Origin of the sequence: Pseudomonas sp. HMSC065H01, from assembly GCF_001815235.1 — a bacterium.
Classification (GTDB): domain Bacteria; phylum Pseudomonadota; class Gammaproteobacteria; order Pseudomonadales; family Pseudomonadaceae; genus Pseudomonas; species Pseudomonas aeruginosa.
This window is the reverse complement of record NZ_KV819914.1, coordinates 102,030-123,671: the sequence shown is the minus strand read 5'-3', so window position 1 is coordinate 123,671 and position 21,642 is coordinate 102,030. Positions and strand designations below refer to the sequence as shown.

Annotated in this window: 19 protein-coding genes; 2 read left to right on the top strand and 17 right to left on the bottom strand. The window is 66.9% G+C overall.

Annotation, left to right across the window (positions count from 1 at the left end; genetic code table 11):
* Positions 1-69: 69 nt before the first annotated feature.
* Positions 70-924, bottom strand: a complete 855-nt coding sequence (locus HMPREF3014_RS24850; RefSeq protein WP_023087137.1) for an AraC family transcriptional regulator — start codon at positions 922-924, stop codon at positions 70-72.
* 66 nt (positions 925-990) lie between these two features.
* Complete coding sequence (locus HMPREF3014_RS24845) at positions 991-1,578, bottom strand: GNAT family N-acetyltransferase (RefSeq protein WP_003119682.1); 588 nt, start codon at positions 1,576-1,578, stop codon at positions 991-993.
* Positions 1,579-1,843: 265 nt separating this feature from the next.
* On the opposite strand from HMPREF3014_RS24845, the gene HMPREF3014_RS24840 reads away from it, so the two are divergent.
* Entirely contained in the window at positions 1,844-5,323 is a 3,480-nt protein-coding gene (locus HMPREF3014_RS24840) for a PAS domain-containing hybrid sensor histidine kinase/response regulator (RefSeq protein WP_003117605.1), read from the top strand.
* A gap of 7 nt (positions 5,324-5,330) precedes the next feature.
* On the opposite strand, the gene HMPREF3014_RS24835 is transcribed toward HMPREF3014_RS24840, so the two are convergent.
* On the bottom strand, positions 5,331-9,677 hold the full coding sequence (locus HMPREF3014_RS24835) for a DEAD/DEAH box helicase (RefSeq protein ID WP_003122440.1): 4,347 nt from the start codon (positions 9,675-9,677) through the stop codon (positions 5,331-5,333).
* A gap of 68 nt (positions 9,678-9,745) precedes the next feature.
* Positions 9,746-10,129, bottom strand: coding sequence for a hypothetical protein (locus tag HMPREF3014_RS24830; RefSeq protein ID WP_003091614.1), 384 nt, complete (start codon positions 10,127-10,129; stop codon positions 9,746-9,748).
* Positions 10,130-10,295: 166 nt separating this feature from the next.
* On the opposite strand from HMPREF3014_RS24830, the gene HMPREF3014_RS24825 reads away from it, so the two are divergent.
* Positions 10,296-10,583, top strand: a complete 288-nt coding sequence (locus HMPREF3014_RS24825) for a hypothetical protein (protein ID WP_003091615.1) — start codon at positions 10,296-10,298, stop codon at positions 10,581-10,583.
* Positions 10,584-10,638: 55 nt separating this feature from the next.
* Here the strand turns inward: HMPREF3014_RS24825 and HMPREF3014_RS24820 are convergent, their stop codons facing one another.
* From HMPREF3014_RS24820 to HMPREF3014_RS24760, 13 genes are all read right to left on the bottom strand, one after another.
* Entirely contained in the window at positions 10,639-10,968 is a 330-nt protein-coding gene (locus HMPREF3014_RS24820; protein WP_003091616.1) for a YnfA family protein, read from the bottom strand.
* The gene (locus tag HMPREF3014_RS24815) at positions 10,965-11,387 is read right to left on the bottom strand and encodes a hypothetical protein (protein WP_003091617.1); all 423 of its coding nucleotides are present in this window, start codon (positions 11,385-11,387) and stop codon (positions 10,965-10,967) included. The genes HMPREF3014_RS24820 and HMPREF3014_RS24815 overlap by 4 nt, the downstream gene beginning before the upstream one ends.
* Before the next feature lie 232 nt (positions 11,388-11,619).
* Positions 11,620-12,432, bottom strand: a complete 813-nt coding sequence (locus HMPREF3014_RS24810; protein WP_003091619.1) for an SDR family oxidoreductase — start codon at positions 12,430-12,432, stop codon at positions 11,620-11,622.
* A gap of 125 nt (positions 12,433-12,557) precedes the next feature.
* The gene (locus tag HMPREF3014_RS24805; protein ID WP_003091621.1) at positions 12,558-12,857 is read right to left on the bottom strand and encodes a hypothetical protein; all 300 of its coding nucleotides are present in this window, start codon (positions 12,855-12,857) and stop codon (positions 12,558-12,560) included.
* A 168-nt stretch (positions 12,858-13,025) separates the two neighbouring features.
* Positions 13,026-14,348 (bottom strand): outer membrane porin OprP, encoded by a 1,323-nt coding sequence (oprP, locus tag HMPREF3014_RS24800; protein WP_003119678.1) that lies wholly within the window; start codon positions 14,346-14,348, stop codon positions 13,026-13,028.
* A gap of 458 nt (positions 14,349-14,806) precedes the next feature.
* Positions 14,807-16,123: an outer membrane porin OprO gene (gene oprO / locus HMPREF3014_RS24795; RefSeq protein ID WP_003104423.1), complete on the bottom strand. Its 1,317-nt coding sequence runs from the start codon at positions 16,121-16,123 to the stop codon at positions 14,807-14,809.
* 246 nt (positions 16,124-16,369) lie between these two features.
* The gene (locus HMPREF3014_RS24790) at positions 16,370-16,960 is read right to left on the bottom strand and encodes an HvfX family Cu-binding RiPP maturation protein (RefSeq protein WP_003143472.1); all 591 of its coding nucleotides are present in this window, start codon (positions 16,958-16,960) and stop codon (positions 16,370-16,372) included.
* Positions 16,961-16,962: 2 nt separating this feature from the next.
* On the bottom strand, positions 16,963-17,697 hold the full coding sequence (locus HMPREF3014_RS24785; protein WP_009876826.1) for an HvfC family RiPP maturation protein: 735 nt from the start codon (positions 17,695-17,697) through the stop codon (positions 16,963-16,965).
* On the bottom strand, positions 17,694-18,548 hold the full coding sequence (locus HMPREF3014_RS24780) for an HvfB family MNIO-type RiPP peptide maturase (RefSeq protein WP_003104429.1): 855 nt from the start codon (positions 18,546-18,548) through the stop codon (positions 17,694-17,696). Before HMPREF3014_RS24780 ends, HMPREF3014_RS24785 begins: the two co-directional genes overlap by 4 nt.
* An 18-nt stretch (positions 18,549-18,566) precedes the next feature.
* Positions 18,567-18,881: an HvfA family oxazolone/thioamide-modified RiPP metallophore gene (locus tag HMPREF3014_RS24775; RefSeq protein ID WP_003091625.1), complete on the bottom strand. Its 315-nt coding sequence runs from the start codon at positions 18,879-18,881 to the stop codon at positions 18,567-18,569.
* Positions 18,882-19,286: 405 nt separating this feature from the next.
* Entirely contained in the window at positions 19,287-19,526 is a 240-nt protein-coding gene (locus tag HMPREF3014_RS24770; RefSeq protein WP_003091627.1) for an anti-sigma factor family protein, read from the bottom strand.
* Positions 19,520-20,131, bottom strand: a complete 612-nt coding sequence (locus HMPREF3014_RS24765; RefSeq protein ID WP_003104434.1) for an RNA polymerase sigma factor — start codon at positions 20,129-20,131, stop codon at positions 19,520-19,522. The genes HMPREF3014_RS24770 and HMPREF3014_RS24765 overlap by 7 nt, the downstream gene beginning before the upstream one ends.
* A 2-nt stretch (positions 20,132-20,133) precedes the next feature.
* Positions 20,134-21,255: a beta-ketoacyl-ACP synthase III gene (locus tag HMPREF3014_RS24760; RefSeq protein ID WP_009876827.1), complete on the bottom strand. Its 1,122-nt coding sequence runs from the start codon at positions 21,253-21,255 to the stop codon at positions 20,134-20,136.
* Positions 21,256-21,642 lie beyond the last annotated feature (387 nt).

Here is a 21,642-nt window from a genome sequence, read left to right as displayed (position 1 = left end):
AGTGGGGCGCAAAATTACGGCAAATCGTAAAGAACGTAAATACAAATGATTTGCAAATGTGAGCTTGACTTATTCGTATGTCGTCAAGGACGAGCGCGCGCAGGCCGAGCGGTATTCACCCGGTGCCACCCCGTAGGCCTGCTTGAACTGGCGACCGAGGTGGCTCTGGTCGGCGAAGCCCAGCTCCAGGGCCACCTCCAGCGGCGCCCGGCCGCTCTTGAGCAGTGCCCTGGCCTGCTCCAGGCGGCGCTGTCTGAGCCAGGCGTGGGGCGGCATGCCGGTGGCGCGACGGAAGACCCGGGCAAAATGGAACGGGGACAGATTGACCGCCGCCGCCAGTTCCTCCAGCGAAGGCGGATCGAGCAACCGCGCCGCCAGCAGTTCGCGGGCGCGGGCCACCGCCAACGGCTCCTGCCCGGCCTTCGGCGCTTCTGGCAGGCGGGCGTGGCGACGGAACAGGGCGAGCATCGTCTCGCGCCAGCGGGTCTGGGTTTCCAGGCTGCCGGCATGCTCGGCCAGCAGGCGGTGCAAGTGGACGAAGGCGCGTGCCAGGGGCTGGTCGTGGATCACGCTGTCGGCGAAACGCGGCACGCCGCTATGATGGATTTCCAGCTCGTCGAGAATCCCGTCGATCTGTTCCATTTCCGGGTAGTAGCCGCGATAGAGCCAACCGGCATCATGGGCCTTGGAGCCGGTGTGCACTTCGTCGGGGTTGATCAGCACCATGCTGCCCAGCGGGGCTAGGTGCTCGCCGCCACGATGGCGGAAGCGCTGCGCGCCCTGCTCGATGATGACTAGGGCGAAGCTGCTGTGCACGTGCGGCGCGAAGCGCTGCTCCACATAGCGCGCGTGCAGCAGTTCGACGCCGCCCAGTTCGGCGGCGCGCCAGAAATGCGTGTGTTCTCCGCTCGTCTCGTCCGGCACTGCCGTCTCCTCGTTCGCCCGTCCGGACGGGCCGCCCAGCATACCGCAGGAGCGACGGAACCGGCTTCAGCCGGTGAAGCTGGCTTCCAGCGCCGCCTTGACCTGCGGCCATTCGTGGTCGGTGATGCTGTAGACGAAGGTGTCGTCTAGCCGCCCGCCGGCCAGCCGCCGGTGGTTGCGCAGCACGCCCTCGCGCTGCGCGCCGAGCTTGTCGATGGCGCCCTGGGCGCGCAGGTTGCTCGCCGCCGTGCTGAGCTGCACGCGGACCATGCGCAGGTTGTCGAAGGCATGCTTGAGCATCAGGTACTTGATCATGCGGTTCAGGCCGCTGCCGTGCTGGGCCTGGTCGAGCCAGGTCCAGCCGATCTCGCAGGCCGGCAAGGCGGGAAGGAATTCGGCGAAGCGCGTGGTCCCGACCAGTTGCACGCCGAGGCGGACGGCGAGCGGCAACGCCCTGCCCTCGCGCTGCTCGGCGAGGCTCTGGCGGTACCAGTCCGGCCGCGTCGGTCCGTCCATGTACTGCAGCGCCTCGCGGTTGGCTTCGGCGAGGCTCACCAGCTCGGGAATGTCCGCTTCCACCAGCGGCTCGAGACGCAAGGCTCCGCGCTGCAGGGTGATCGGTAGCGGCTTGAACATGGGCGCCCTCCTCGACATCGACGCAAAACTCCGCTCCCATCAGAGCGTAGCGGCCGCGTTTAGTGCCGCAGCCGAAACCGGCTACGATGAACGGACAGCCGGCCGCCGGGGCCGTCCGCGCTCACGCAGCCCGGCACGCTACCAACTCCGCGCGTCCGGCTCAAGCATGCGTGCGACCTTGGTCGCAGGCGGCCTGACGCGCGGGCCGACAAGTGCGAAACTGGCGCGAAAGCAAGACCCCCGCCTCACGCCAGCTTCACGCGGGGACATCATCGGAGTTCGCATGTCGCTGTCCATCGGGCTGATCGCCGTGGTCGCCCTGGTCTACATGGCCATCCTGTTCGCCATCGCCTTCTATGGCGACCGTCGCCGCACCCCGCTCTCACCCCGCCTGCGCGCCTGGGTCTACAGCCTCTCCCTGGCAGTGTACTGCACCAGCTGGACCTTCTTCGGCGCGGTCGGCCAGGCCACCGACCAGCTCTGGTCGTTCCTGCCGATCTACCTCGGACCGGTGTTGCTGATGCTGTTCGCGCCCTGGGTGCTGCAGAAGATGATCATGATCAGCAAGCAGGAGAACATCACCTCCATCGCCGACTTCATCGCCGCCCGCTACGGCAAGTCGCAGGCGCTGGCGGTGGTGGTGGCGCTGATCTGCATGGTCGGCGTGCTGCCCTATATCGCCCTGCAACTGAAAGGCATCGTCCTCGGGGTGAACCTGCTGATCGGCTCCGGCGCCGACTCCACCGGTACCCGCGCCCAGGACACGGCGCTGATCGTGTCGCTGGTGCTGGCGCTGTTCACCATCGTCTTCGGTACCCGCAGCCTGGATGTCACCGAACACCACCGCGGCATGGTCCTGGCCATCGCCTTCGAGTCGCTGGTCAAGCTCACCGCCTTCCTCGCCGTGGGCATCTTCGTCACCTTCGGCCTCTACGACGGCTTCGCCGATCTCTTCTCCCAGGCCCGCGCCGCGCCGCAGTTGGCCGACTACTGGGAAGAGACCGTGCACTGGCCGGCGATGCTGCTGCAGACCGGCGTGGCGATGACCGCGATCATGTGCCTGCCGCGGCAATTCCACGTCACCGTGGTGGAGAACATCGAGCCGCGCGACCTCAACCTGGCGCGCTGGGTGTTCCCCATCTACCTGGTGCTGGCCGCGTTGTTCGTGGTGCCGATCGCCCTCGCCGGCCAATTGCACCTGCCCGCCGGGGTAATGCCGGACTCCTTCGTCATCAGCCTGCCGCTGGCCGAGGCGCACCCGGCGCTGGCCCTGCTGGCATTCATTGGCGGCGCCTCGGCCGCCACCGGAATGGTCATCGTCGCCAGCGTCGCGCTGTCGACCATGGTCTCCAACGACATGCTCCTGCCGTGGCTGCTGCGACGCCGGGAAAAGGACACCGAACGGCCCTTCGAGGCCTTCCGTCACTGGCTGCTGACCGTACGCCGGGTGAGCATCGCGGTGATCCTGCTGCTCGCCTACGTGGCCTACCGCCTGCTCGGCTCCAGCGCCAGCCTGGCGACCATCGGCCAGATCGCCTTCGCCGCCATCGCCCAGCTCGGCCCGGCGATGATCGGCGCGCTGTACTGGAAACAGGCCAACCGCCGCGGGGTCTTCGCCGGCCTCGCCGCCGGCTCGCTGCTGTGGGCCTATACGCTGGTCCTGCCGGTGGTGGCCAAGGGCCTCGGCTGGCCGCTGGAGCGCATCCCCGGCCTGACCTGGCTGGCAAGCAATCCCTTCGGCCTGCCGATCGAGCCGCTGACCCAGGGCGTGCTGATCTCGCTGGTCGGCAACTTCGCCCTGTTCGGCCTGGTCTCGGTGCTCTCGCGCACCCGCGTGTCCGAGCACTGGCAGGCCAGCCGCTTCATCGGCCAGGAGATCTCCCAGCGGCAGAACTCGCGCTTCATGCTCGCGGTGCAGGTGGAAGACCTGCTGATGCTCGCCGCGCGTTTCGTCGGCGAGGAACGCGCGCGGCAAAGCTTCATCCGCTTCGCCTACCGCCAGGGCAAGGGCTTCACCCCGAACCAGACCGCCAACAACGAGTGGATCGCGCACACCGAGCGCCTGCTCGCCGGGGTCCTCGGCGCGTCCTCGGCGCGGGCGGTGGTGAAGGCCGCCATCGAAGGGCGCGAGATGCAGGTGGAGGACGTGGTGCGGATCGCCGACGAAGCCTCCGAGGTGCTGCAATTCAACCGCGCCCTGCTGCAGGGCGCGATCGAGAACATCACCCAGGGCATCAGCGTGGTCGACCAGTCGCTGCGCCTGGTGGCCTGGAACCACCGCTACCTGGAGCTGTTCGAGTACCCGGACGGGCTGATCTACGTCGGCCGGCCGATCGCCGACATCATCCGCTACAACGCCGATCGCGGCCTGTGCGGGCCCGGCGATCCGGACATGCACGTGGCCAAGCGCCTGTACTGGATGCGCCAGGGCACTCCACACACCTCCGAGCGGCTGTTCCCCAACGGCCGGGTCATCGAGCTGATCGGCAACCCGATGCCCGGCGGCGGCTTCGTCATGAGCTTCACCGATATCACCGCCTACCGCGAGGCCGAACAGGGCCTCAAGGGCGCCAACGAGTCGCTGGAACAGCGGGTCCAGGAGCGTACCCAGGAACTCTCGCAGTTGAACCAGGAACTCAGCGAGGCGAAGAGCAACGCCGAGGCCGCCAACCAGTCGAAGACCCGCTTCCTCGCCGCCGTCAGCCACGACCTGATGCAGCCGCTGAACGCCGCGCGGCTGTTCTCCGCCGCCCTCGCCCACCAGGACGCGCTGCCCGGCGAGGTCCGCGACCTGGTGCAGCACCTCGACTCGTCGCTGCGTTCCGCCGAGGACCTGATCACCGACCTGCTGGACATCTCGCGCCTGGAAAGCGGCCGGGTCAGCGCCGAACGCAACCCGTTCCCGCTGAACAACCTCTACGATGCCCTCGGCGTCGAGTTCAAGGCGCTGGCCCAGGAACAGGGCCTGCATTTCCGCCTGCGCGGCAGCCAGCTGCGGGTGGACAGCGACATCAAGCTGCTGCGGCGCATCCTACAGAACTTCCTGACCAACGCTTTCCGCTACGCCAAGGGCCACGTGCTGCTCGGCGTGCGCCGCGAGGACGGCTACCTGCGCCTGGAAGTCTGGGATCAGGGGCCGGGCATCCCCCCGGACAAGCAGAAAGTCATCTTCGAAGAGTTCAAGCGCCTGGACAGCCACCAGACCCGCGCGGAGAAAGGCCTCGGTCTCGGCCTGGCGATCGCCGACCGGCTCTGCAAGGTCCTCGGCCATCCGCTGGAGGTACGTTCCTGGCCGGGCAAGGGCAGCGTCTTCAGCGTCCGCGTACCGCTGGCGCGGCAGGCGCCGCCGGCCCTGGCCAACGGCCACAAGGCCGAACCGGCGCAAGCGCTGAACGGCGCCCAGGTGCTCTGCGTGGACAACGAAGACAGCATCCTCGCCGGCATGAACAGCCTGCTCAGCCGCTGGGGCTGCCAGGTCTGGACCGCGCGCAGCCGCGAGGAATGCGCCACGCTGCTGGACAGCGAGATGCGCCCGCAACTGGCGTTGATCGACTATCACCTGGACGACGGCGAGACCGGTACGCAATTGATGGCCTGGCTGCGTACGCGCCTGGGCGAGCCGGTGCCGGGCGTGGTGATCAGCGCCGACGCGCGGCCGGAACTGGTGGCGGAGATCCACGCCGCCGGCCTCGACTACCTGTCCAAGCCGGTCAAGCCGGCCGCGTTGCGGGCCCTGCTCAGCCGCCATCTGAGCCTGCGCTGAGCGGGCCTCAGTGACGGCGGATCAGCAGCGCACGGATCTGCTGCGCGGTCTCGCCGTCGACTTCCGCGAGCATCCGCACCTTGCCGGCTACCAGCGCCGCCAGCGGCGCTCCGTCTCGATAGAGCAGGCGGTTGCCGGTCACCGCCGGCACCCGTTCGCCGGGTAGCAGGCCGCCGACCAGGTTCAACGGATCGACTGCCGACACCACCAGCATCGCCCCATCCGGCGGTCGCTTGCGCACCTCGCGCAACAGGCCGACCGCTTCCGCCAAGGCGAACTGCTCGCCGGCCAGGCCGGCGATGAAGCGCCCGCCGCGAATCTCGCCGCGCGCTTCCAGGCGATGGTAGACGCGCAGCAACTCGCGCCACGGCGGCAGCCAGTCGGCTTCGCGCTCCAGCAGGCGCCAGGCGACCACCCCATAGCGCCGCAGCAAGGTCCGGGCGACATGTTCGAGAACCTCCGCCGGCAAACGCTGCCCCGCCTCTTCCGCCTTCGCCCGGCGCAGCGGCGCCCAGCGCCCGGCGTCCTGCATGCCGCCCGGCAGGCCGCGCGAGCGGCGCTCCTGGCGGCTGCGCTTGTCCGCCGGCATCAGCAGGGTGCGCAGCCCGGCGAAGCTGTCGGCGTTGACCCGGCCGACCGAGACCAGCTCGCCGAGGGCGTTCTCCAGCTCGCTGCGCAGCAGGTGGGCATCCTGGCTCAGTTCGTCGAAGAACGATGCACCCTGCTCGCGCAGCACCTCCAGTACCCTGGCCGCGCGCGGCGACAGTTCCGGCTCCGGCGCGTCGCGCTGCAGGACGCTCCAGAGCCCCAGCTCGCGGCGCGGCAGGAGCACGATCGGCGCGCTGCGCAGCGGACCGCCGGCGGCCTTGCTGCGTCCGGCCAGGCGCGCCCAGACGATGCGTCCGGAACGGCACAGCTGGTCCAGCCAATGGCTGGCGTAGTCGGCCACCCGCGCTGCCAGCAGTTCGCTTTCCCAGGCGGCCGCCGCGGCCTGGAAGCCTTCCAGCTGCTCGACCACCGTAGCCAGGGACTCCGCACCCCGGCCACGGGTGCCCGGCGCCAGGCGCTGCCAGTCGAACAGGAAACGCATGAAATCGGCGCGCTCCACCGGCTCGATTTCCCGGCGCAGGCGCTTCACCGTATAGCGATGGATGCGCGCCAGCAGATGGCGTTCGCACCACTCCTCTTCCGTCGCGCCAGGACTGAAGCGGCCACGCAGCACATAGCCTTCGCGCTCCAGGGCGGCCAACGCGTACTGCTGGTCGGCCAGGCCGATGCCCAGGTCGGCCGCCAACTGCCCGGCCGTGCGTGGCCCGAAGCCACCCAGGCGGGCGCGGGTCAGCTCCACGGTCGCCGCTTCCGCCGAGTCCGGCGGCGGATAGCCGCGAGGCGCCTGGAAAGCGTCGGGCACCTTCGCCGCGGGATGCACCAGGCGCATCGCCGGCAGGCGCTCCGCCGCCAGCCAGAGAGTGCTGCCTGCGCAGTCCAGGCGTCCGGCGCGGCGTTGCTCCGACAGTTGCGCAAGCCATTCCCCCCAGCCCGGATTGGCCTCGGCCTCGCCCGAGGTGAGGAAGCCCAGGCTGTTCAGCGCCTCATGCATCTCGTCGGCGTTGCGCGCTTCCGGCCAGGCCTCGCCACGCACCGCCTCGATCGCCTCAAGGTCCAGGGCGCCGAGGTCGTCGGCGGACTCGGGATCGCTCCAGCGGCGATTCTGTACCGCCTGGGTACGCCGCTCCTCCAGCGGCGCATCGTCGAGATAGGCGTAGGGACGCGCGGTCAGTATCTCCGCCGCCAACGCCGAAGGCGCCGGCAGGTCGCGCGCCAGCAAGTCCACCGCGCCGCTCTCCATGTCGCGCAGCAGGGCCAGCCAGCCCTCGCAATCCATCGCCTCGTGCAGGCAGTCGTCGAGGGTCTGCGCCACCAGCGGGTGATCGGGCACCTCGCGCTCGCCGACGATATTCTCCAGGCACGCCACCTGGTCGGGGAACACGCTGGCCAGCAGATCCTCGCTCTTCATCCGCAGCAGTTGCGGCGGCACCTTGCGACCGCCGGCATAGCGCGGCAAACCGAGCGAGGTGGTCAGGTTCCAGCGCCAGCGCACGCCGAACAGCGGCGCGTCGAGCACGGCCTGTACCAACAGGTGCTCGGCGCTCGCCGAATGCAGGTAGCGCCAGACCTCGTCGAGGGGAAAGCTGTGGCTGGTGGACAGCGAGAGGATGATCGCGTCCTCGGTGGCCGCCGCCTGCAGCTCGAAGTTGAAGCTGCGGCAGAAACGCTTGCGCAGCGCCAGGCCCCAGGCGCGGTTGAGGCGGCTGCCGTGGGGACTGTGGATGATCAGTTGCATGCCGCCGGATTCGTCGAAGAAGCGTTCCATCACCAGCCGCCGGCTCCCGGGCAGGCCACCCAGGGCCTGGCGGGCGCGGGCCAGGTACTCGACGATCTGCCGCGCGGCGCCATCGTCCAGCCCGAGGGTGGCGCCGAGCCAGGCGATGGCTGGCTCCAGCCGCCGCCCTTCCGGCAATGCCTGGCCTTCGCCGAGCAGCTCGTCGAGGGTGTCGCGCAGGCGCGCCACGCTGGCCGACAGCTCGTCGCTGCGCCCCGGCGCCTCACCCAGCCAGAACGGAATGTTCGGCGGCTGGCCCTGGGCGTCCTCGACCCGTACCCGTCCCGGCTCGATGCGGATGATCCGGTACGAGGTGTTGCCCAGCTGGAACACGTCGCCGGCCAGGCTCTCCACCGCGAAGTCCTCGTTGACCGTTCCCACCAGCAGGCCCTGCGGCTCCAGCAGCACGCTGTAGTCGCCGGTATCGGGAATGGTCCCGCCCGAGGTCAGCGCGGTCAGCCGCGCGCCACGGCGGCCACGGAGCAGGCCGTTGAGCGCATCGCGATGGAGATAGGCGCCGCGCACGCCGAGGCGTGAGTGGTAGCCCTCGGCGAGCATCCGCAGGACTTCGTCGAAGCGCTCGCGCTCCAGCCCGGCGTAGGGCTCGGCGCGGATCACCAGGCGATAGAGGTCGTCCTCGCGCCACTCCTGGCAGGCCACTTCGGCGACGATCTGCTGCGCCAGCACGTCCAGCGGCTGGCGTGGCAGCACCAGGCTGTCCAGCTCGCCACGGCGCACGCTGTCGAGCAGCGCCGCGCATTCCACCAGGTCGTCGCGGGAGGTCGGGAACAACCGGCCCTTGGGGGTGCCGCCGACGCTGTGCCCGGAACGCCCGACCCGTTGCAGGAAGGCGGCGATGGAGCGCGGCGACGACAACTGGCAGACCAGCTCGACGTCGCCGATATCGATGCCCAGCTCCAGCGAGGCGGTCGCCACCAGTACCTTCAATTGCCCGGCCTTGAGGCGCTGCTCGGCATCCAGGCGCAGCTCCTTGGCCAGGCTGCCGTGGTGGGCCGCCACCTGGCGGCTGCCGAGGCGTTCGGCGAGGAAGCGGGTGACCCGCTCGGCCATGCGCCGGGTGTTGACGAACACCAGGGTGGTGCGGTGCTCGCCGGCCAGGTGCGCCAGGCGGTCGTAGACCAGCTCCCAGGTGTCGTTGGACATCACCGCTTCCAGCGCCACCGGCGGTACCTCGATGCCCAGGTCGCGGGGGCGCGTATAGCCGATGTCGACGATCCGGCAGGCCGGATCGCGCGGATTGCCGCTGGCGCCTACGAGGAAGCGCGCGACCTTCTCGATCGGTTTCTGCGTGGCGGACAGCCCGATCCGCAGCAGCGGTCGCGGACACAGCGCCTGCAGGCGCTCCAGCGACAGCGCCAGGTGGCTGCCGCGCTTGCTGCCGGCCAGGGCATGGATCTCGTCGACGATCACGCTGCGCACCCCGGCAAGCATCTGCCGGCCCGACTCCGAGCCGAGCAGGATGTACAGCGATTCGGGCGTGGTGACCAGGATGTGCGGCGGGCGCTTGCGCATCGCTCCGCGTTCGACCTGCGGCGTATCGCCGGTGCGCACCGCGCTACGGATATCGACGTCGGGCAGGCCGAGACGCGCCAGTTCCTCGCGGATGCCAGCCAGCGGTTGCTCCAGGTTGATGCGGATGTCGTTGGACAGCGCTTTCAGCGGCGAGACATAGACCACCTGGGTAGCATCCGCCAACTCGCCGCCGGCGGCCAGCCCCTCCACCACCAGGGCATCGATGGCGGCGAGGAAGGCGGTCAGGGTCTTGCCCGAACCGGTGGGCGCGGCGACCAGGGTCGAAAGCCCCTCGCGGATCGCCGGCCAGGCCTCGACCTGGGCCGGCGTGGGCGCGGCGAAGTGGCGTTCGAACCACTGGCGGACGGCGGGATGGAACTCCGCCAGGGGCCGCGGAGCCGGCTCGGCGCGGCGGGCGGAAGAGGATGAAATAGGCATCATGCTCCGCACTATGGTGGCGCCGCGGGCGACTCACAAGCCCCGCCGATCGCCCGTCGGGCGCAGTTTCAGAGCCCGGCGACGAAACGGTCGAAGCGCTCGGCGTGCAGCGCTTCGCTGCCGTTCTCCTCGAGCAGCCGGCGAGCCTCGGCGGCCTTCGGCGTCTCGCCGCCGATCAGGCCGAGCAGGCGCTCGCCGCGCGGCGTGAGGACGAAGTTCTCGCCATTGCCGCCCTGCTCTTCCGGACGCGGCTCGATGAAGCCGCCCTCCAGCAGGATCGCCTCGTAGTCGGCGGCCTTCTGCTTCAACGCATCCATGTCGCCGACCCGCTGCCCGGCCTGGGAGCGTTCCTCGGCCAGGCGTTCGGCATGGGCGCGCGGGGCGAAGTTCTCATGGGCGGACTGCCGGACCTCCAGCAGCAACCGTTCGACCAGATCCCAATCGTGAGTCATGGCATACCTCCTGCGGCATAAGCAACGAGGGTCCTTCGCACCCTCTCTATGCGTGCGACCCGCAACCCGCCGCGAGGGTTCGAATCGGTCGCCGTCCGGCGTTGCGGCTGAACTTTGTCGGCTCGACCGGGCTCCACCGCTCAGTACCACCCCATAGGAGTACGCCATGAAACCGCTTTTCGCCCTCGCCAGCGCCTGCGCCTTGCTGGTCGCCACGCCGGTCTTCGCCTGTTCCGAAGCGGAGGCGGAAAAGATGGGCAAGGAAGTCGCCACCAAGGTCGCCTCGATCACCCAGAAGAACCCGCAACGGGCCAGGGAACTCAACGAGCAGTTGCGCCAGCGCCAGGAAGCCCGCTCGGAACAGAACCGGCCGAGCGATTGCGATGCCTACGCGCAGATGCTCAAGGAACTGGATCAGGAAAAAGGTGACGTACAGCGCAACACTTCGCAGTGATCCGCCGGTTCGGGGTCCGGCGCCCGTGACGGGCGCGCCACCCACCCCGCCTGAGTCACTGAGACAGGCGCGGGCCGAACAGCACGACGCTGGCACCGACCACGCACAAGGCCACGCCCAGCCAGTCGCTCCATAGCGGCCGCGAGCGCTCGACAAAAGCCAGCCAGAACAGCGACGCGGCGACGTAGATGCCGCCATAGGCGGCATAGGCGCGGCCGGCGTAGCTGGCCTCCACGCGGGTCAGCAGCAAGGCGAACAGGGTCAGGCTGAGCAGGCCGGGCAGCACCCACAGGGCGCTCTTGCCCAGCCGCAGCCAGAGATAGAAAGCGTAGCAGCCGGCGATCTCGCAGAACGCCGCGAGGACGAACCAGAGGTAGTTGATCACCGCCGCCCGCCCTCCCGCTCCCAGGCGCAGCGGACCTGCAGGTCGCTCTCCTGGGGGGTATGGAAGCCACGCTCGGACTCCCAGCGAAAGGTATGGCTGCCGTTCACTTCGGTCTCCAGGTGGACCACCGCGCTGGCCCAGTAGAGGCGCCTGAGCAACGCCTCGAACTGCTCGACCCACAGGCTCCACTCGTATTCGATGGCCTGGTAGCTGGCACCGAAGTGGATGATCTGGGTCTGGTAGAGCCCGGCCCCGGACTGCTCGCAGCGGCTGAACATCTCGCGTCCGAGGAACGGCCAGGCCTCGCCGCCCGGCAGGCTGTCCAGCACGCGGCGGTTGGCGGCACGACGCATGCGCCGCTCCATCGAATCGCCCGGCCAGTCGCGGATGCAGCCATAGACGATGGATTCAGACTCCACAGGGGTACTCCAGAACAGAACGGACTCGCAGAGGCAGCCTTCTAGCACAGGGCGCGAGGGCGGAAAAGCAAAAAGCCTCGCAAATGAGCGAGGCTTCTTGTGGGGTCCAACGTACTTCGGCAGGCAGGCCGGTGACTCAAGCTACTCGATCGCACCGCCTTGGGCAAGCATTATCTGCGCCGCACCGCAATGGTGCAAAGCCGCGCCCCTGCTGGCCTGCAGCCATTTCCACTCAGGCCTGGCGCTGACGCTTGGCCTGCATCTTGCCGGCCATCGCGGTCATCTCGTCATAGATCGCCTGGGGATTCTGCTGCTTGATCCTCCAGGCCATCCGCGCCTGCTCGTGGGGCAGGATCAGGAAACTGCCCTTGGCCACTTCGGCGTGGATGTAGTCGGCGATGTCGGCGGCGCTGATCGGCGAACTCTCCAGCAACTTGCCGACCTGGTGCTTCATCTCGGGGCTCGGGCCGCGGAAAGAGTCCAGCAGGTTGGTCTGGAAGAACGAAGGACAGACCACATGGACGCCGACCTCGACCAGCGCCAGCTCTACCAGCAGGCTTTCCGAAAGCGCCACCACCCCGGCCTTGGCCACGTTGTAGTTGCTCATCGCCGGGCCCTGCATCAACGCCGCCATCGAGGCGATGTTGACGATCTTGCCCTTGCTTCGCTCCAGCAACGGCAGGAAGGCCTTGCAGCCCTTGACCACGCCCATCAGGTTGATCGCGATCTGCCAGTCCCAGTCCTCCAGGGACAACTCGCCGAAGAAGCCGCCGGAGGCCACCCCGGCGTTGTTGACGATGACGTCGATGCCGCCGAACTTCTCCTCGCAGCTCTGCGCCAGCGCGGTCAGTTGACTGTAGTCGCGTACGTCGCAACGCTGGGTGAAGCCATCGCCACCCGCCTCGCGCACCAGTTTCAGGCTTTCCGCCAGGCCGGCCTCGTTGACGTCGGCCAGCGCCAGGCGCCAGCCGTCACGCGCCCAGCGCAGGGCGATTTCGCGCCCCAGCCCGGAGCCGGCACCGGTGATCATCATGCGGTTTTGCATAGGGGGTCCTGCCTTCCTGTTCGTGTGATGAAGGCCAGTGTAACCAAGGGTTTCAGCGCCCTCCGGCTAAATCAGGAAGCTGAATGCCTCGGGCAAACCCGGACATGCCGGGCCGCGCGAGGGGCTCAGGCGAGCAGCAGGACGCAGAGCTTGCCCAGGACCAGGGCGATGCCGCAGGAAACCAGCAGGTAGGAGGCGCCATCGAGACGCCGGCGGTACAACTGGGCGAAGGAACCCACGTGATGCTGCAGGACGAACATTCCCAGTGCCACCAGGATCGCCGGGATCAGGAAGACGAATTGCCAGAAGTGTTCGACCGCCAGCGTCGCTTCGCCGTCGTCCGCGAGCAGCAGGGCGCCCCCCAGCAACTGGCCCAGCAACAGCAGCCCCCCGACGCCAATACAGGCACGTCCCCAGCCGATCATCAGTCCCTCCCAGAGCGTTTCCGAGGGACCAGCATAGCCAGATGCCGCCATGCGATCTGTGCCCTGGGTCAAGCTGGGCGGCCCGCCCGGACATCCACCAGGCAATTTCATGACGCGGGTAACATCCTGCGGAAACGAGCCCCGCCCGCCGGACGGGGCCCGAGCGCCTCAGAACACGTACTGCAGGCGCATCACCAGGCCATCGCCGCTATCGTCGCCGTTGGCATTGCTGATCTTGTCGGTCTTCGCCTTGACGTAGTTGGCGGAAACCTTCACCGCCTCGTTGGCGTACCAGTTGACGCCCAGGGTATGGGTCTTGCCCTTGGCGTCGCCGACCTCGCGGGTGGCGCTGTCGACGACGATGTTGTCATCCTCGACCTTGATCGAGTCGTAGCGGTAGAACAGCTCCCAGGCGCCGATTTCCTTGTTCTCCGGCTTGATGGTGTCGAACTTGGCGCCGTCCAGCTTGTAGAGGCGCGGCTCGCCGGTGAGGGTGTAGGCCAGTTGCGCGTAATAGCCGGAGGCCTTGAGATCCTCGCGGTCGCGCTCGGCCTTGACCGTGCGCCGCAGGTACTCGGCCTGGGCCGAGAAGGCACCCAGCGCCCAGGCGCCTTCCAGGCCCCAGACCGAGTCGTCCTTCCACAGCCCCTCGACTGCCGAACTGCCGCCGAACAGGCCACGGTTGCCATTGCTGCCGGCATCGTTACCGCCATTGGTGGAGACGCCGCGCATGCCCATGCGCGGACGGATCCGGGTATCCACCGCGCTGTCCTCCAGGTCGCGATAGGCGTATTGCAGGCCCAGGTGCACCACGTTGCCCGGCTCGTGCAGCGGCGCGAACACGCCGCGCAGGTTGTAGCGCTTGACGCTGTCGCCGTCGGTATCGTTGTTGTTCTCGCTGAACACGCTGCCCGAGAGGAAAGCCATGCCGCCCACCACCGAGCTGGCCTGGATACCGGTACCGACGTTGTCGTTGACCCAGTCGGCGATGTCGTAGGTGAGGTTGCGCTCCAGCGCGGTGACCCATTTGGAGCTGGTGGCCTTTTCCAGGCCGAAGTCGGTGTAGAAGCGGCCGAACTTCAGGTTGACCGGGTTGAAGCCGGTATAGGTGACCGAGGCCTCGTCGAAGTAGCCGGCGCTGTCGTTGCCGACGTTGCGCGACAGGTCGTAGTTGATCTGGTACTTCCAGTCCCGGTAGGCGGTGCCGCCGAACTCCAGGTAGGCGCGGCGGAAGTAGGCGGCATCGGCGGTATTGCCGTTGTTCGTGTAGTAGCCGTCGAAGCGGCCGTAGTCGGCCTGCAGGCGGCCGCCGAGCTTGAAGCTGAATTCCTTGTCGGTGGTGGCGACTTCGAGGCCGCCCTTGGTCTTGATCACGATGTCGGCACCGTCGGTGGTCACGGTCCCGGCCAGGCTCTGCGCGGAAATCGCCAGGCCCAGCAAACTCCAGGCAACACTGCTCCCCACCCCTTTGCACGAGTGTCTGCGAATCATCAGGTAAGTCCCCTGTTCGGATTTCGAATGGTCTTGAGCAGCGCGGAAACGGCCGGTTCTATCGCCGGCCGGCGCTGCTGGAGGGGGATCATCTGGATGGGTTGTGACAGCGAGACTGCAAAGCGCGAAAGCTTTTGTGACAGGCAGCCGGATAGCGCCTGGATGAGGCCGTCGGATAAGGGCGCAGGCCTAGAGGCATCAGGTCCGGGCGACAGATGTAACAGCTTGTTTCATATATTGCGACAACCTTGCGAAGATTGCATGACTGCAATAAAAACCAAGAGTTTCTGCCGATAACCGTCTGGCTTTCGGATATTCCTGCCAGTACCTGCGGGTAGACCTGTAACGAAAGAAAGACCCGGTTGCAGGCTGCCAACATCGCCACAACCGGGTAAGGAAGCGATTAAAAAGACCTCGCCGGAGCGAGGCCGAAAACAGGAGCAGATCGTTGTCGCTTCTTAGAACACGTACTGCAAGCGGGTCACGAAGCCGTCGCCGTCATCGTCGCCATTGTTGTTGGTGATCTTGTCGGTCTTCGCCTTGACGTAGGCCGCGCTGATCTTCACCGCATCGTTGACGTACCAGTTCACGCCCAGGTTGTGGGCCTTGGCCTTGGTGTCGCCGACTTCGCGAGTGGCGGTATCGGCGACCACGTTGTCGTCTTCCACCTTGATGTTGTCGTAGCGGTAGAACACTTCCCAGGCGCCGATTTCCTTGTTTTCCGGCTTGACGGAGTCGAACTTGGCACCTTCCAGCTTGTACTGGCGGGACTCGCCGGTCAGGGTGTAGGCCAGTTGCGCGTAGTAACCCTTGGCCTTGATGTCCTTGTAGGCGTTGTCATCGGCCTTCAGCTTGCGTGCCAGGTATTCGGCCTGGGCCGAGAACGGGCCCATCGCCCAGGCGCCTTCCAGGCCCCAGACGCTGTCGTCCTTGTAGGAACCGGCCGGCGAGTTGGAGACGCCGCCGAAGGTCGCGCGGTTGCCGTTGTCACCGGCGTCGTTGCCGCCGCTGGTGGCGATGCCGCGCATGCCCAGGCGCGGACGGATGCGCGAGTCGAAGGCGGTGTCGTCGAGGTCGCGGTAGGCATAGTTCACGCCGACATGGAGAACATTGCCGGCTTCGTGCATCGGCGCGAACACGCCGCGGAAGTTGAACTGCTTGACGCTGTCGCCGTCGCTGTCGTCGGCGTCCTTGGCGGATACGCCGGCGGACAGGTAGGCCATGTCGGCGAGGGTCGAGTTGACCTGGGCGCCCATGCCGTCCTGGTGGGTGTTGATCCAGTCGGCCAGTTCGTAGGCGGCGTTACGCTCGGGAGCGGTCACCCACTTGGAGCTGGTGGCCTTTTCCAGGCCGAAGTCGGGGTCGAAGCGACCGAACTTCAGGTTGACCGGGTTGAAGCCGGTGTAGGTGACCGAAGCTTCGTCGAAATAGCCGTTGTCGGAGCTGCCGGTGTTGTGCGACAGGTCGAAGTTGATCTGGTATTTCCAGTCCTTGTATGCGGTTCCGCCGAGTTCGATGAAGGCGCGGCGGAAGTAGGCGGCGTCGGCGGTGTTGCCATTCTTGGTATAGAAACCGTCGAAACGGCTGTAGTCGGCCTGCAGGCGACCGCCCAGCTTGAAGCTGAATTCCTTGTCGGTGGTGGCGACTTCGAGGCCGCCCTTGGTCTTGATCACGATATCGGCGCCGTCGGTGGTCACGGTGCCGGCGAACGCCTGGGCAGATACGGCCAGAGCCAGAGCGCTGGCAACGAAGCCGAGCGAGTGCTTACGGATCATCGAAGATTTCCCCTTAATGGTGTGTGCATTGGCAACACGCGAGTGCCTGGCTACAGCGCGCCCCTTGTTCCGCGCTGGCCGTAAGGCGGCCCCTTTGTGTTGGGGGGAATCTTGGCGATGGCAGATTGCAGCCAAATTGCATGGAGATAAATGTTTCATTACATAGGAACTTTTTATCTCCAATGCGAATAACGCGAAAAGCCCTCTACTACGAGCCTTTCGGGTTATTCGATATGGGTAGAAATCTCAGCGCAATTTTCGCGCAATCCAGAAGTCAGCAGAAAGCCACTTGCCGGCGCCGCCGAAGAACAGCGCGAGCAACATCACCAGGTAGGTCGCGGCGAACTCGATGCCGTTGTTGACGATGGCGAAGCTTCCGCTCGACGTCAGCCAGTCGTAGTTGCCGTATTCGCGCAGGATTTCCCGGGCTCGCGCCAGCTTCTCGCCAGCCTCCAGCACCTGGGCGTTGGCGAACGGCGCGGACGGATCGGCGATCGCCTGCCAGCCGTTCGGCCAGTGCACGGCGAAGATCGCTACCAGCATGGTCACCATCAGCGGCAGGCTGATCCAGCGCACGGCCAGGCCGCACAACAGCAACACGGCGCCACCGGCCTCGCTCAGCGCGGCGAGCCAGGCCAGCAGTTCGGGAAACGGCAGGCCGAGTCCCCAGTCGGGATTGCCGAACCACTCGATGGTGGCCGGCATGTCCGCCAGCTTCTGGCAGCCGGCCATCCAGAACACCGGCGCCAGGTACAGGCGTAGCGCCAGCGGGGCGAGGAAATCCGCTCGACGGGTGACGTCGAGGGCATGCTGTAAACGCAGGAAGACAGTCTTCATCATCACTCCAGAGCGCCCTCGCCCATGAGGATGCCCTGGGCGTGCCAGTCCTCCAGCAAGGCGAAGGCATTTTCGAAATACTCCACGTCGGCGCTCAGGCCGCAGCTTCCGGCCAACTCGCGCAACAACGGCAGCAGCGCCACCGGCGCCTCGCCCTCCTCGCTCAGGCGCTGCGCGAGGCGATAGGCGAATGGCGACAGGTGCAGGAAGCGCACCCGCTCCGCCGGATCGCGCCAGACCAGCAGGCAGGTCGGCTCGGCCGGCGGCTCCACCGGCCGATGGCTCGGCCCCAGGCGATGGACCGGCCAGCGATAGGCCAGCGGCCAGGCCAGTGGCGACCACGACCAGGCCTGCGGCAGCGTCTCGACAGGCGCCTCGGCCAGCGACAGGGCCAGCTCGACCCACTCGTAGTGAGCCAGCTCCAGCAGGAAGGGCGGATCGCCCTCCTCCGCGCGGTAGCCGTCCTGCAGCCAGCCGATGAACTCCTCGCCCAATTGGCTGAAGTACGGTGTGCGGCAGCGATGCTCGCGCATGAAGGCACGCACCAGGCGATGCCAGCGCGGCTCGTCGAACAACCGGCGCAGGACCGGGAAACCGCTGCTGATGAAACCGTCCAGGTTGTTGAAGAACAGTTCCTCGTAGATCGCCATGCGCTCCGTCGCGATGCCGGGCGGCAAGGCCTGCTGCGGATCGCGGATACGTGCGGCGAAACGCCGTTGCAAGGTCGTGTGGTTCATGTGCCGTACCCCAGGCTGCGCAGTTGCGCTTCACCGCTGCGCCGCTGCAGCTCGCGGATGCGATCGGTTTCGGCATACAGCTCGCTCAGTGGCGGGAGGTTGAAATCGCGCTCCAGCAGCGTCGGGCGTTCGCCATGGCAGGCATAGGCATGTGCCAGCAGTTCCCAGACCGGATCGCAGACCGGCGCGCCATGGGTGTCGATCTTCAGGCTGGCGCCCTGTTCGTCGTGCCCGGCCATGTGCAGGTAGGCGATCCTCCGGCTGGGCATCGCGGCGATGTAGGCGTGTGCGTCGAAACCGAAGTTGCAGGCGTTGACGTAGACGTTGTTGACGTCCAGCAGCAATTGGCAATCGGCTTCCTCCAGTACCGCGCGGACGAAATCGACCTCTTCCAGCTCGCCCGGCAAGCGCGCATACGCCGAGACGTTCTCGACGATCAACGGCCGCTCGAGGACGTCCTGTACCACCCGGACCCGTTCGGCGACCCGGCGCACCGATTCGTCGCTGAACGGTAGCGGCATCAGGTCGTAGAGCTGGCCGTCGTCGGCGCAGGCCGACAGGTGCTCGCTGTAGGCACGGATGTCATGCTGCTCGATGAAACCCTTGATCGCGCGCAGCAACGACATGTCCAGCGGGGCGTAGCCGCCGAGGTTGAGAGACAGACCATGGCAGAGGAACGGCAGGCGCTCGGTCAGCTCGCGGAACTGGCGGCCGAGACGGCCGCCGATGCCGATCCAGTTCTCCGGGGCGACCTCGAGGAAGTCGACCCGGACCTCATCGCCGGCGCCGAGCGGCTCCAGCAGCGCGCGACGCAGGCCTAGCCCGGCGCCGCTGACGAATTCCCGTTGCATGGTCCGTCTCCTCAGGCCTTACGACTTCTTCTTGTCGGCGCCGCAGTTGCCTTCGCCGGCCTTCTTCTCGCCACCGCAGGAACCTTCCTTGGCCTTGCGATCCGCACCGCAGCTGCCTTCATGACCTGCCTTGGAGGCTTCGCGCTTGCCCTTGTCGGCACCGCACTTGGCCTCGCCGCAGGAACCTTCCTTGGCTTTCTCGGCGGCAGCCACGCTGTAGCCGCTGCTCAGCTCCTGCACGGCGAAGGGATTCTGCGCGGCATGCGCGCCGACACTGGCTACGCCGAGCAGAGCAGCGCCGACGACGGAAGAAGCGAGGGAAATCTTTTTCATGGGTAACTCCTGAAGTTGGTAGCGGGCGCCGGTATGGCGTCCTCGCTCCAATGGACGGAGCACCCCTGGCGGCGTTACAGCGGAGTCGAAAAAAATTTCCCGTCCCTTTGCCTGAACTCAGGGATTGCCCCTGCTGGAGAAATATCGGTCGGCGATATTCGCCAGGTCCCAGGCGTTCTCCTCAACTTCGGATGCTCGCCCAGCGAAACGGATTGCCGCCCCTCCGTAGGGTGCATATCGCGCAGCGATATCCGCCAAGCCCAGCCACACTCCTCGACCTCGTCACGCGGAAGGGAGAGCCACCCATGCCAGGCCGGGTTCGGTTCTCCCACGCCGGATAGCGGAAACGAAAAAGCCGCCGCCCACGAATCGCGGGCGGCGGCTTGGTGTCGAGGGTACCCCGGCTCAGCGCCGCGCGGCGTCCTTGCGCAATTCGGAGAGATGCGCGGCCAGGCGGTCGAGTTCCGGCCCCTGCCCTTCCGGCAGATGGCGCACGGTCGCCTGGGTCAGGCGCATCTGGCGGATGAAGCGCCGGCAATGCCGGCACATGAGCAGGTGGCTGCGCACCGCCAGTTGTCCGCGGAAGTCCAGTTGCCCATCGAGAAAGTCGCTGGACCGGGCGACCAGTTCCTTGCAACTCAGCATTGGCCGGTCTCCTCGAAATGCTCCAGGGTGGCGAAGACCTTCAGGCGGGCGCGATGCAGCAGCACCCGGACATTGGAAAGCGTGATATCCAGGAGATCACGGATTTCCTCCAGCTCCAAGCCCTGGCGTTCGCGCAGGGTCAGCACGCTGCGCTGCAGCTCGGACAGACCGTTGAGGGTCTTGTCCAGGCAATCGCGCAGTTCGCCCTCAGCGAGCAGGGCTTCCGGCGAATCCTCGTGCCAGGCGTGCGGCGGCTGGCTCCAGTGACCGTCGGCGGCAAAGCGCTGGTCATCCACCGTACCATGGGGCCCCGGCAGGTCGTCGAGGAAAACTTCCCGGCGAACCTGGCGCAAGCGGCTCTTGGCGGTATTGGCGGTAATGGTCAGCAGCCAGGTCTTCAGGCTCGAACGCCCCTGGAACCCGTCCAGCCCGCGAACCGCCGCGAGCCAGGCGTCCTGCACCACTTCCTCGGTATGCGATCTGCCGATGATCGCCCAGGCCACGGCCCGCATGGCGCCCTGGTAGGCGCCAACCAGCTCGCGGAAGGCTCGCTGCTCGCCGGCCAGCAGGCGCGGCAGCAGCTCGGCGTCGGTAGGCGCCGCCACGATCAGTGTTTACGCAGGATCACGCTACCGATCGAGTAACCGGCGCCGAACGAGCTGAGCACCCCGATGGCGCCGCTGGGCAGGTCGTCCTGGTGCTTGTGCAGGGCGATCACCGAGCCGGCGGAACTGGTATTCGCGTAGCTGTCGAGGATCACCGGCGCCTCGTGCGCCTCGGCGTCGCGGCCGAGCAGCTTGCGGGTGATCAGCAGGTTCATGTTCAGGTTGGCCTGGTGCAGCCAGAAGCGCTTGACCTCGGCGACCTGGATTTCATTGGCCGCCAGGTGCTCGCCGATCAGCTCGGCGACCATCGGGCAGACATCCTTGAACACCTTGCGGCCTTCCTGGACGAACAGCTTGTCGCGCTTGCCGATACCGCTCTCGTCGGCGCGGTTGAGGAAGCCGAAGTTGTTGCGGATGTTGTTGGAGAACTGGGTCAGCAGCCTGGTGCTGACGATGTCGAACTGGTGCTTCGACACGGCCAGGTCGGCGCGCTCGACGATCACCGCGGTGCAGGCGTCGCCGAAGATGAAGTGGCTGTCGCGGTCGCGGAAGTTCAGGTGGCCGGTGCAGATCTCCGGGTTGACCATCAGGATCGCCCGCGCCTGGCCGGTCTGGATCGCGGTGGTGGCGGCCTGGATACCGAAGGTGGCCGAGGAGCAGGCCACGTTCATGTCGTAGCCGTAGCCCTGGATGCCCAGCGCGGCCTGCACCTCCACCGCGATCGCCGGGTAGGCGCGCTGCAGGTTGGAGCAGGCGACGATCACCCCGTCGATGTCGGCGGCGCTGCGGCCGGCACGCTGCAGCGCCTCCCTGGCGGCGGCCACGGCCATCTCGCAGAGGATCGACCACTCGTCGTTGCTGCGCTCGGGAAGGTACGGAACCATGCGCTGCGGGTCGAGGATGCCTTCCTTGTTCATCACGAAGCGGCTCTTGATGCCGGACGCCTTCTCGATGAACGCCGAGCTGGACTCGGCCAGCGCCTCCAGTTCGCCCTTGGCGATGGCCTCGGCGTGCTGGTCGTTGTAATGGCGCACGAAGGTATTGAAGCTCTCCACCAGCTCATCGTTGGAGATGCTGTAGGGCGGAGTATAAAGACCGGTTCCGCTGATGACGGCTTTATGCACAGTTGTTCCTCTTCTCTCGCTGGGCCGCCGTCGAACGGGGCCGATTAGGCATAGCGGTGCCCGCCTGGGGCCGGCACCGGAAACGGGTTCGCTCGCGGCGATGCCGGGCGCTCTACGAAAAGACGTTGGCGACGCGCTTTCGTACAGGGCCCGGGCAAGGTCGGCCATTGCGCAGTGTGCCACCGCCTCGCTTCGGCAAGCGCGCGCACCGCTCAGTGGTATCGAAGGCGCCAAGGATATTCCAGAGTGCACGCCGGGCACAGCCGATAGGCGCACGATCGGTTTATTTTCCCCGTTTTCGCCACCGATATCCGTATCGAACTGTAAAGACGACGCAACCAGGCCGGCTTCCGGTCACAGCAGGCTGGCACCTTCCCACCCCAACCA

What these genes read in the sequence shown, in the direction of transcription:
- HMPREF3014_RS24780 (WP_003104429.1), bottom strand. Translation starts at nt 18,548, where the DNA reads ATGCAACGGGAATTCGTCAGCGGCGCCGGGCTAGGCCTGCGTCGCGCG.
- HMPREF3014_RS24790 (WP_003143472.1), bottom strand. Translation starts at nt 16,960, where the DNA reads ATGAAGACTGTCTTCCTGCGTTTACAGCATGCCCTCGACGTCACCCGT.
- HMPREF3014_RS24810 (WP_003091619.1), bottom strand. Translation starts at nt 12,432, where the DNA reads ATGCAAAACCGCATGATGATCACCGGTGCCGGCTCCGGGCTGGGGCGC.
- oprO (WP_003104423.1), bottom strand. Translation starts at nt 16,123, where the DNA reads ATGATCCGTAAGCACTCGCTCGGCTTCGTTGCCAGCGCTCTGGCTCTG.
- HMPREF3014_RS24840 (WP_003117605.1), top strand. Translation starts at nt 1,844, where the DNA reads ATGTCGCTGTCCATCGGGCTGATCGCCGTGGTCGCCCTGGTCTACATG.
- HMPREF3014_RS24825 (WP_003091615.1), top strand. Translation starts at nt 10,296, where the DNA reads ATGAAACCGCTTTTCGCCCTCGCCAGCGCCTGCGCCTTGCTGGTCGCC.
- HMPREF3014_RS24805 (WP_003091621.1), bottom strand. Translation starts at nt 12,857, where the DNA reads ATGATCGGCTGGGGACGTGCCTGTATTGGCGTCGGGGGGCTGCTGTTG.
- HMPREF3014_RS24785 (WP_009876826.1), bottom strand. Translation starts at nt 17,697, where the DNA reads ATGAACCACACGACCTTGCAACGGCGTTTCGCCGCACGTATCCGCGAT.
- HMPREF3014_RS24770 (WP_003091627.1), bottom strand. Translation starts at nt 19,526, where the DNA reads ATGCTGAGTTGCAAGGAACTGGTCGCCCGGTCCAGCGACTTTCTCGAT.
- HMPREF3014_RS24835 (WP_003122440.1), bottom strand. Translation starts at nt 9,677, where the DNA reads ATGCCTATTTCATCCTCTTCCGCCCGCCGCGCCGAGCCGGCTCCGCGG.
- HMPREF3014_RS24775 (WP_003091625.1), bottom strand. Translation starts at nt 18,881, where the DNA reads ATGAAAAAGATTTCCCTCGCTTCTTCCGTCGTCGGCGCTGCTCTGCTC.
- oprP (WP_003119678.1), bottom strand. Translation starts at nt 14,348, where the DNA reads ATGATTCGCAGACACTCGTGCAAAGGGGTGGGGAGCAGTGTTGCCTGG.
- HMPREF3014_RS24845 (WP_003119682.1), bottom strand. Translation starts at nt 1,578, where the DNA reads ATGTCGAGGAGGGCGCCCATGTTCAAGCCGCTACCGATCACCCTGCAG.
- HMPREF3014_RS24830 (WP_003091614.1), bottom strand. Translation starts at nt 10,129, where the DNA reads ATGACTCACGATTGGGATCTGGTCGAACGGTTGCTGCTGGAGGTCCGG.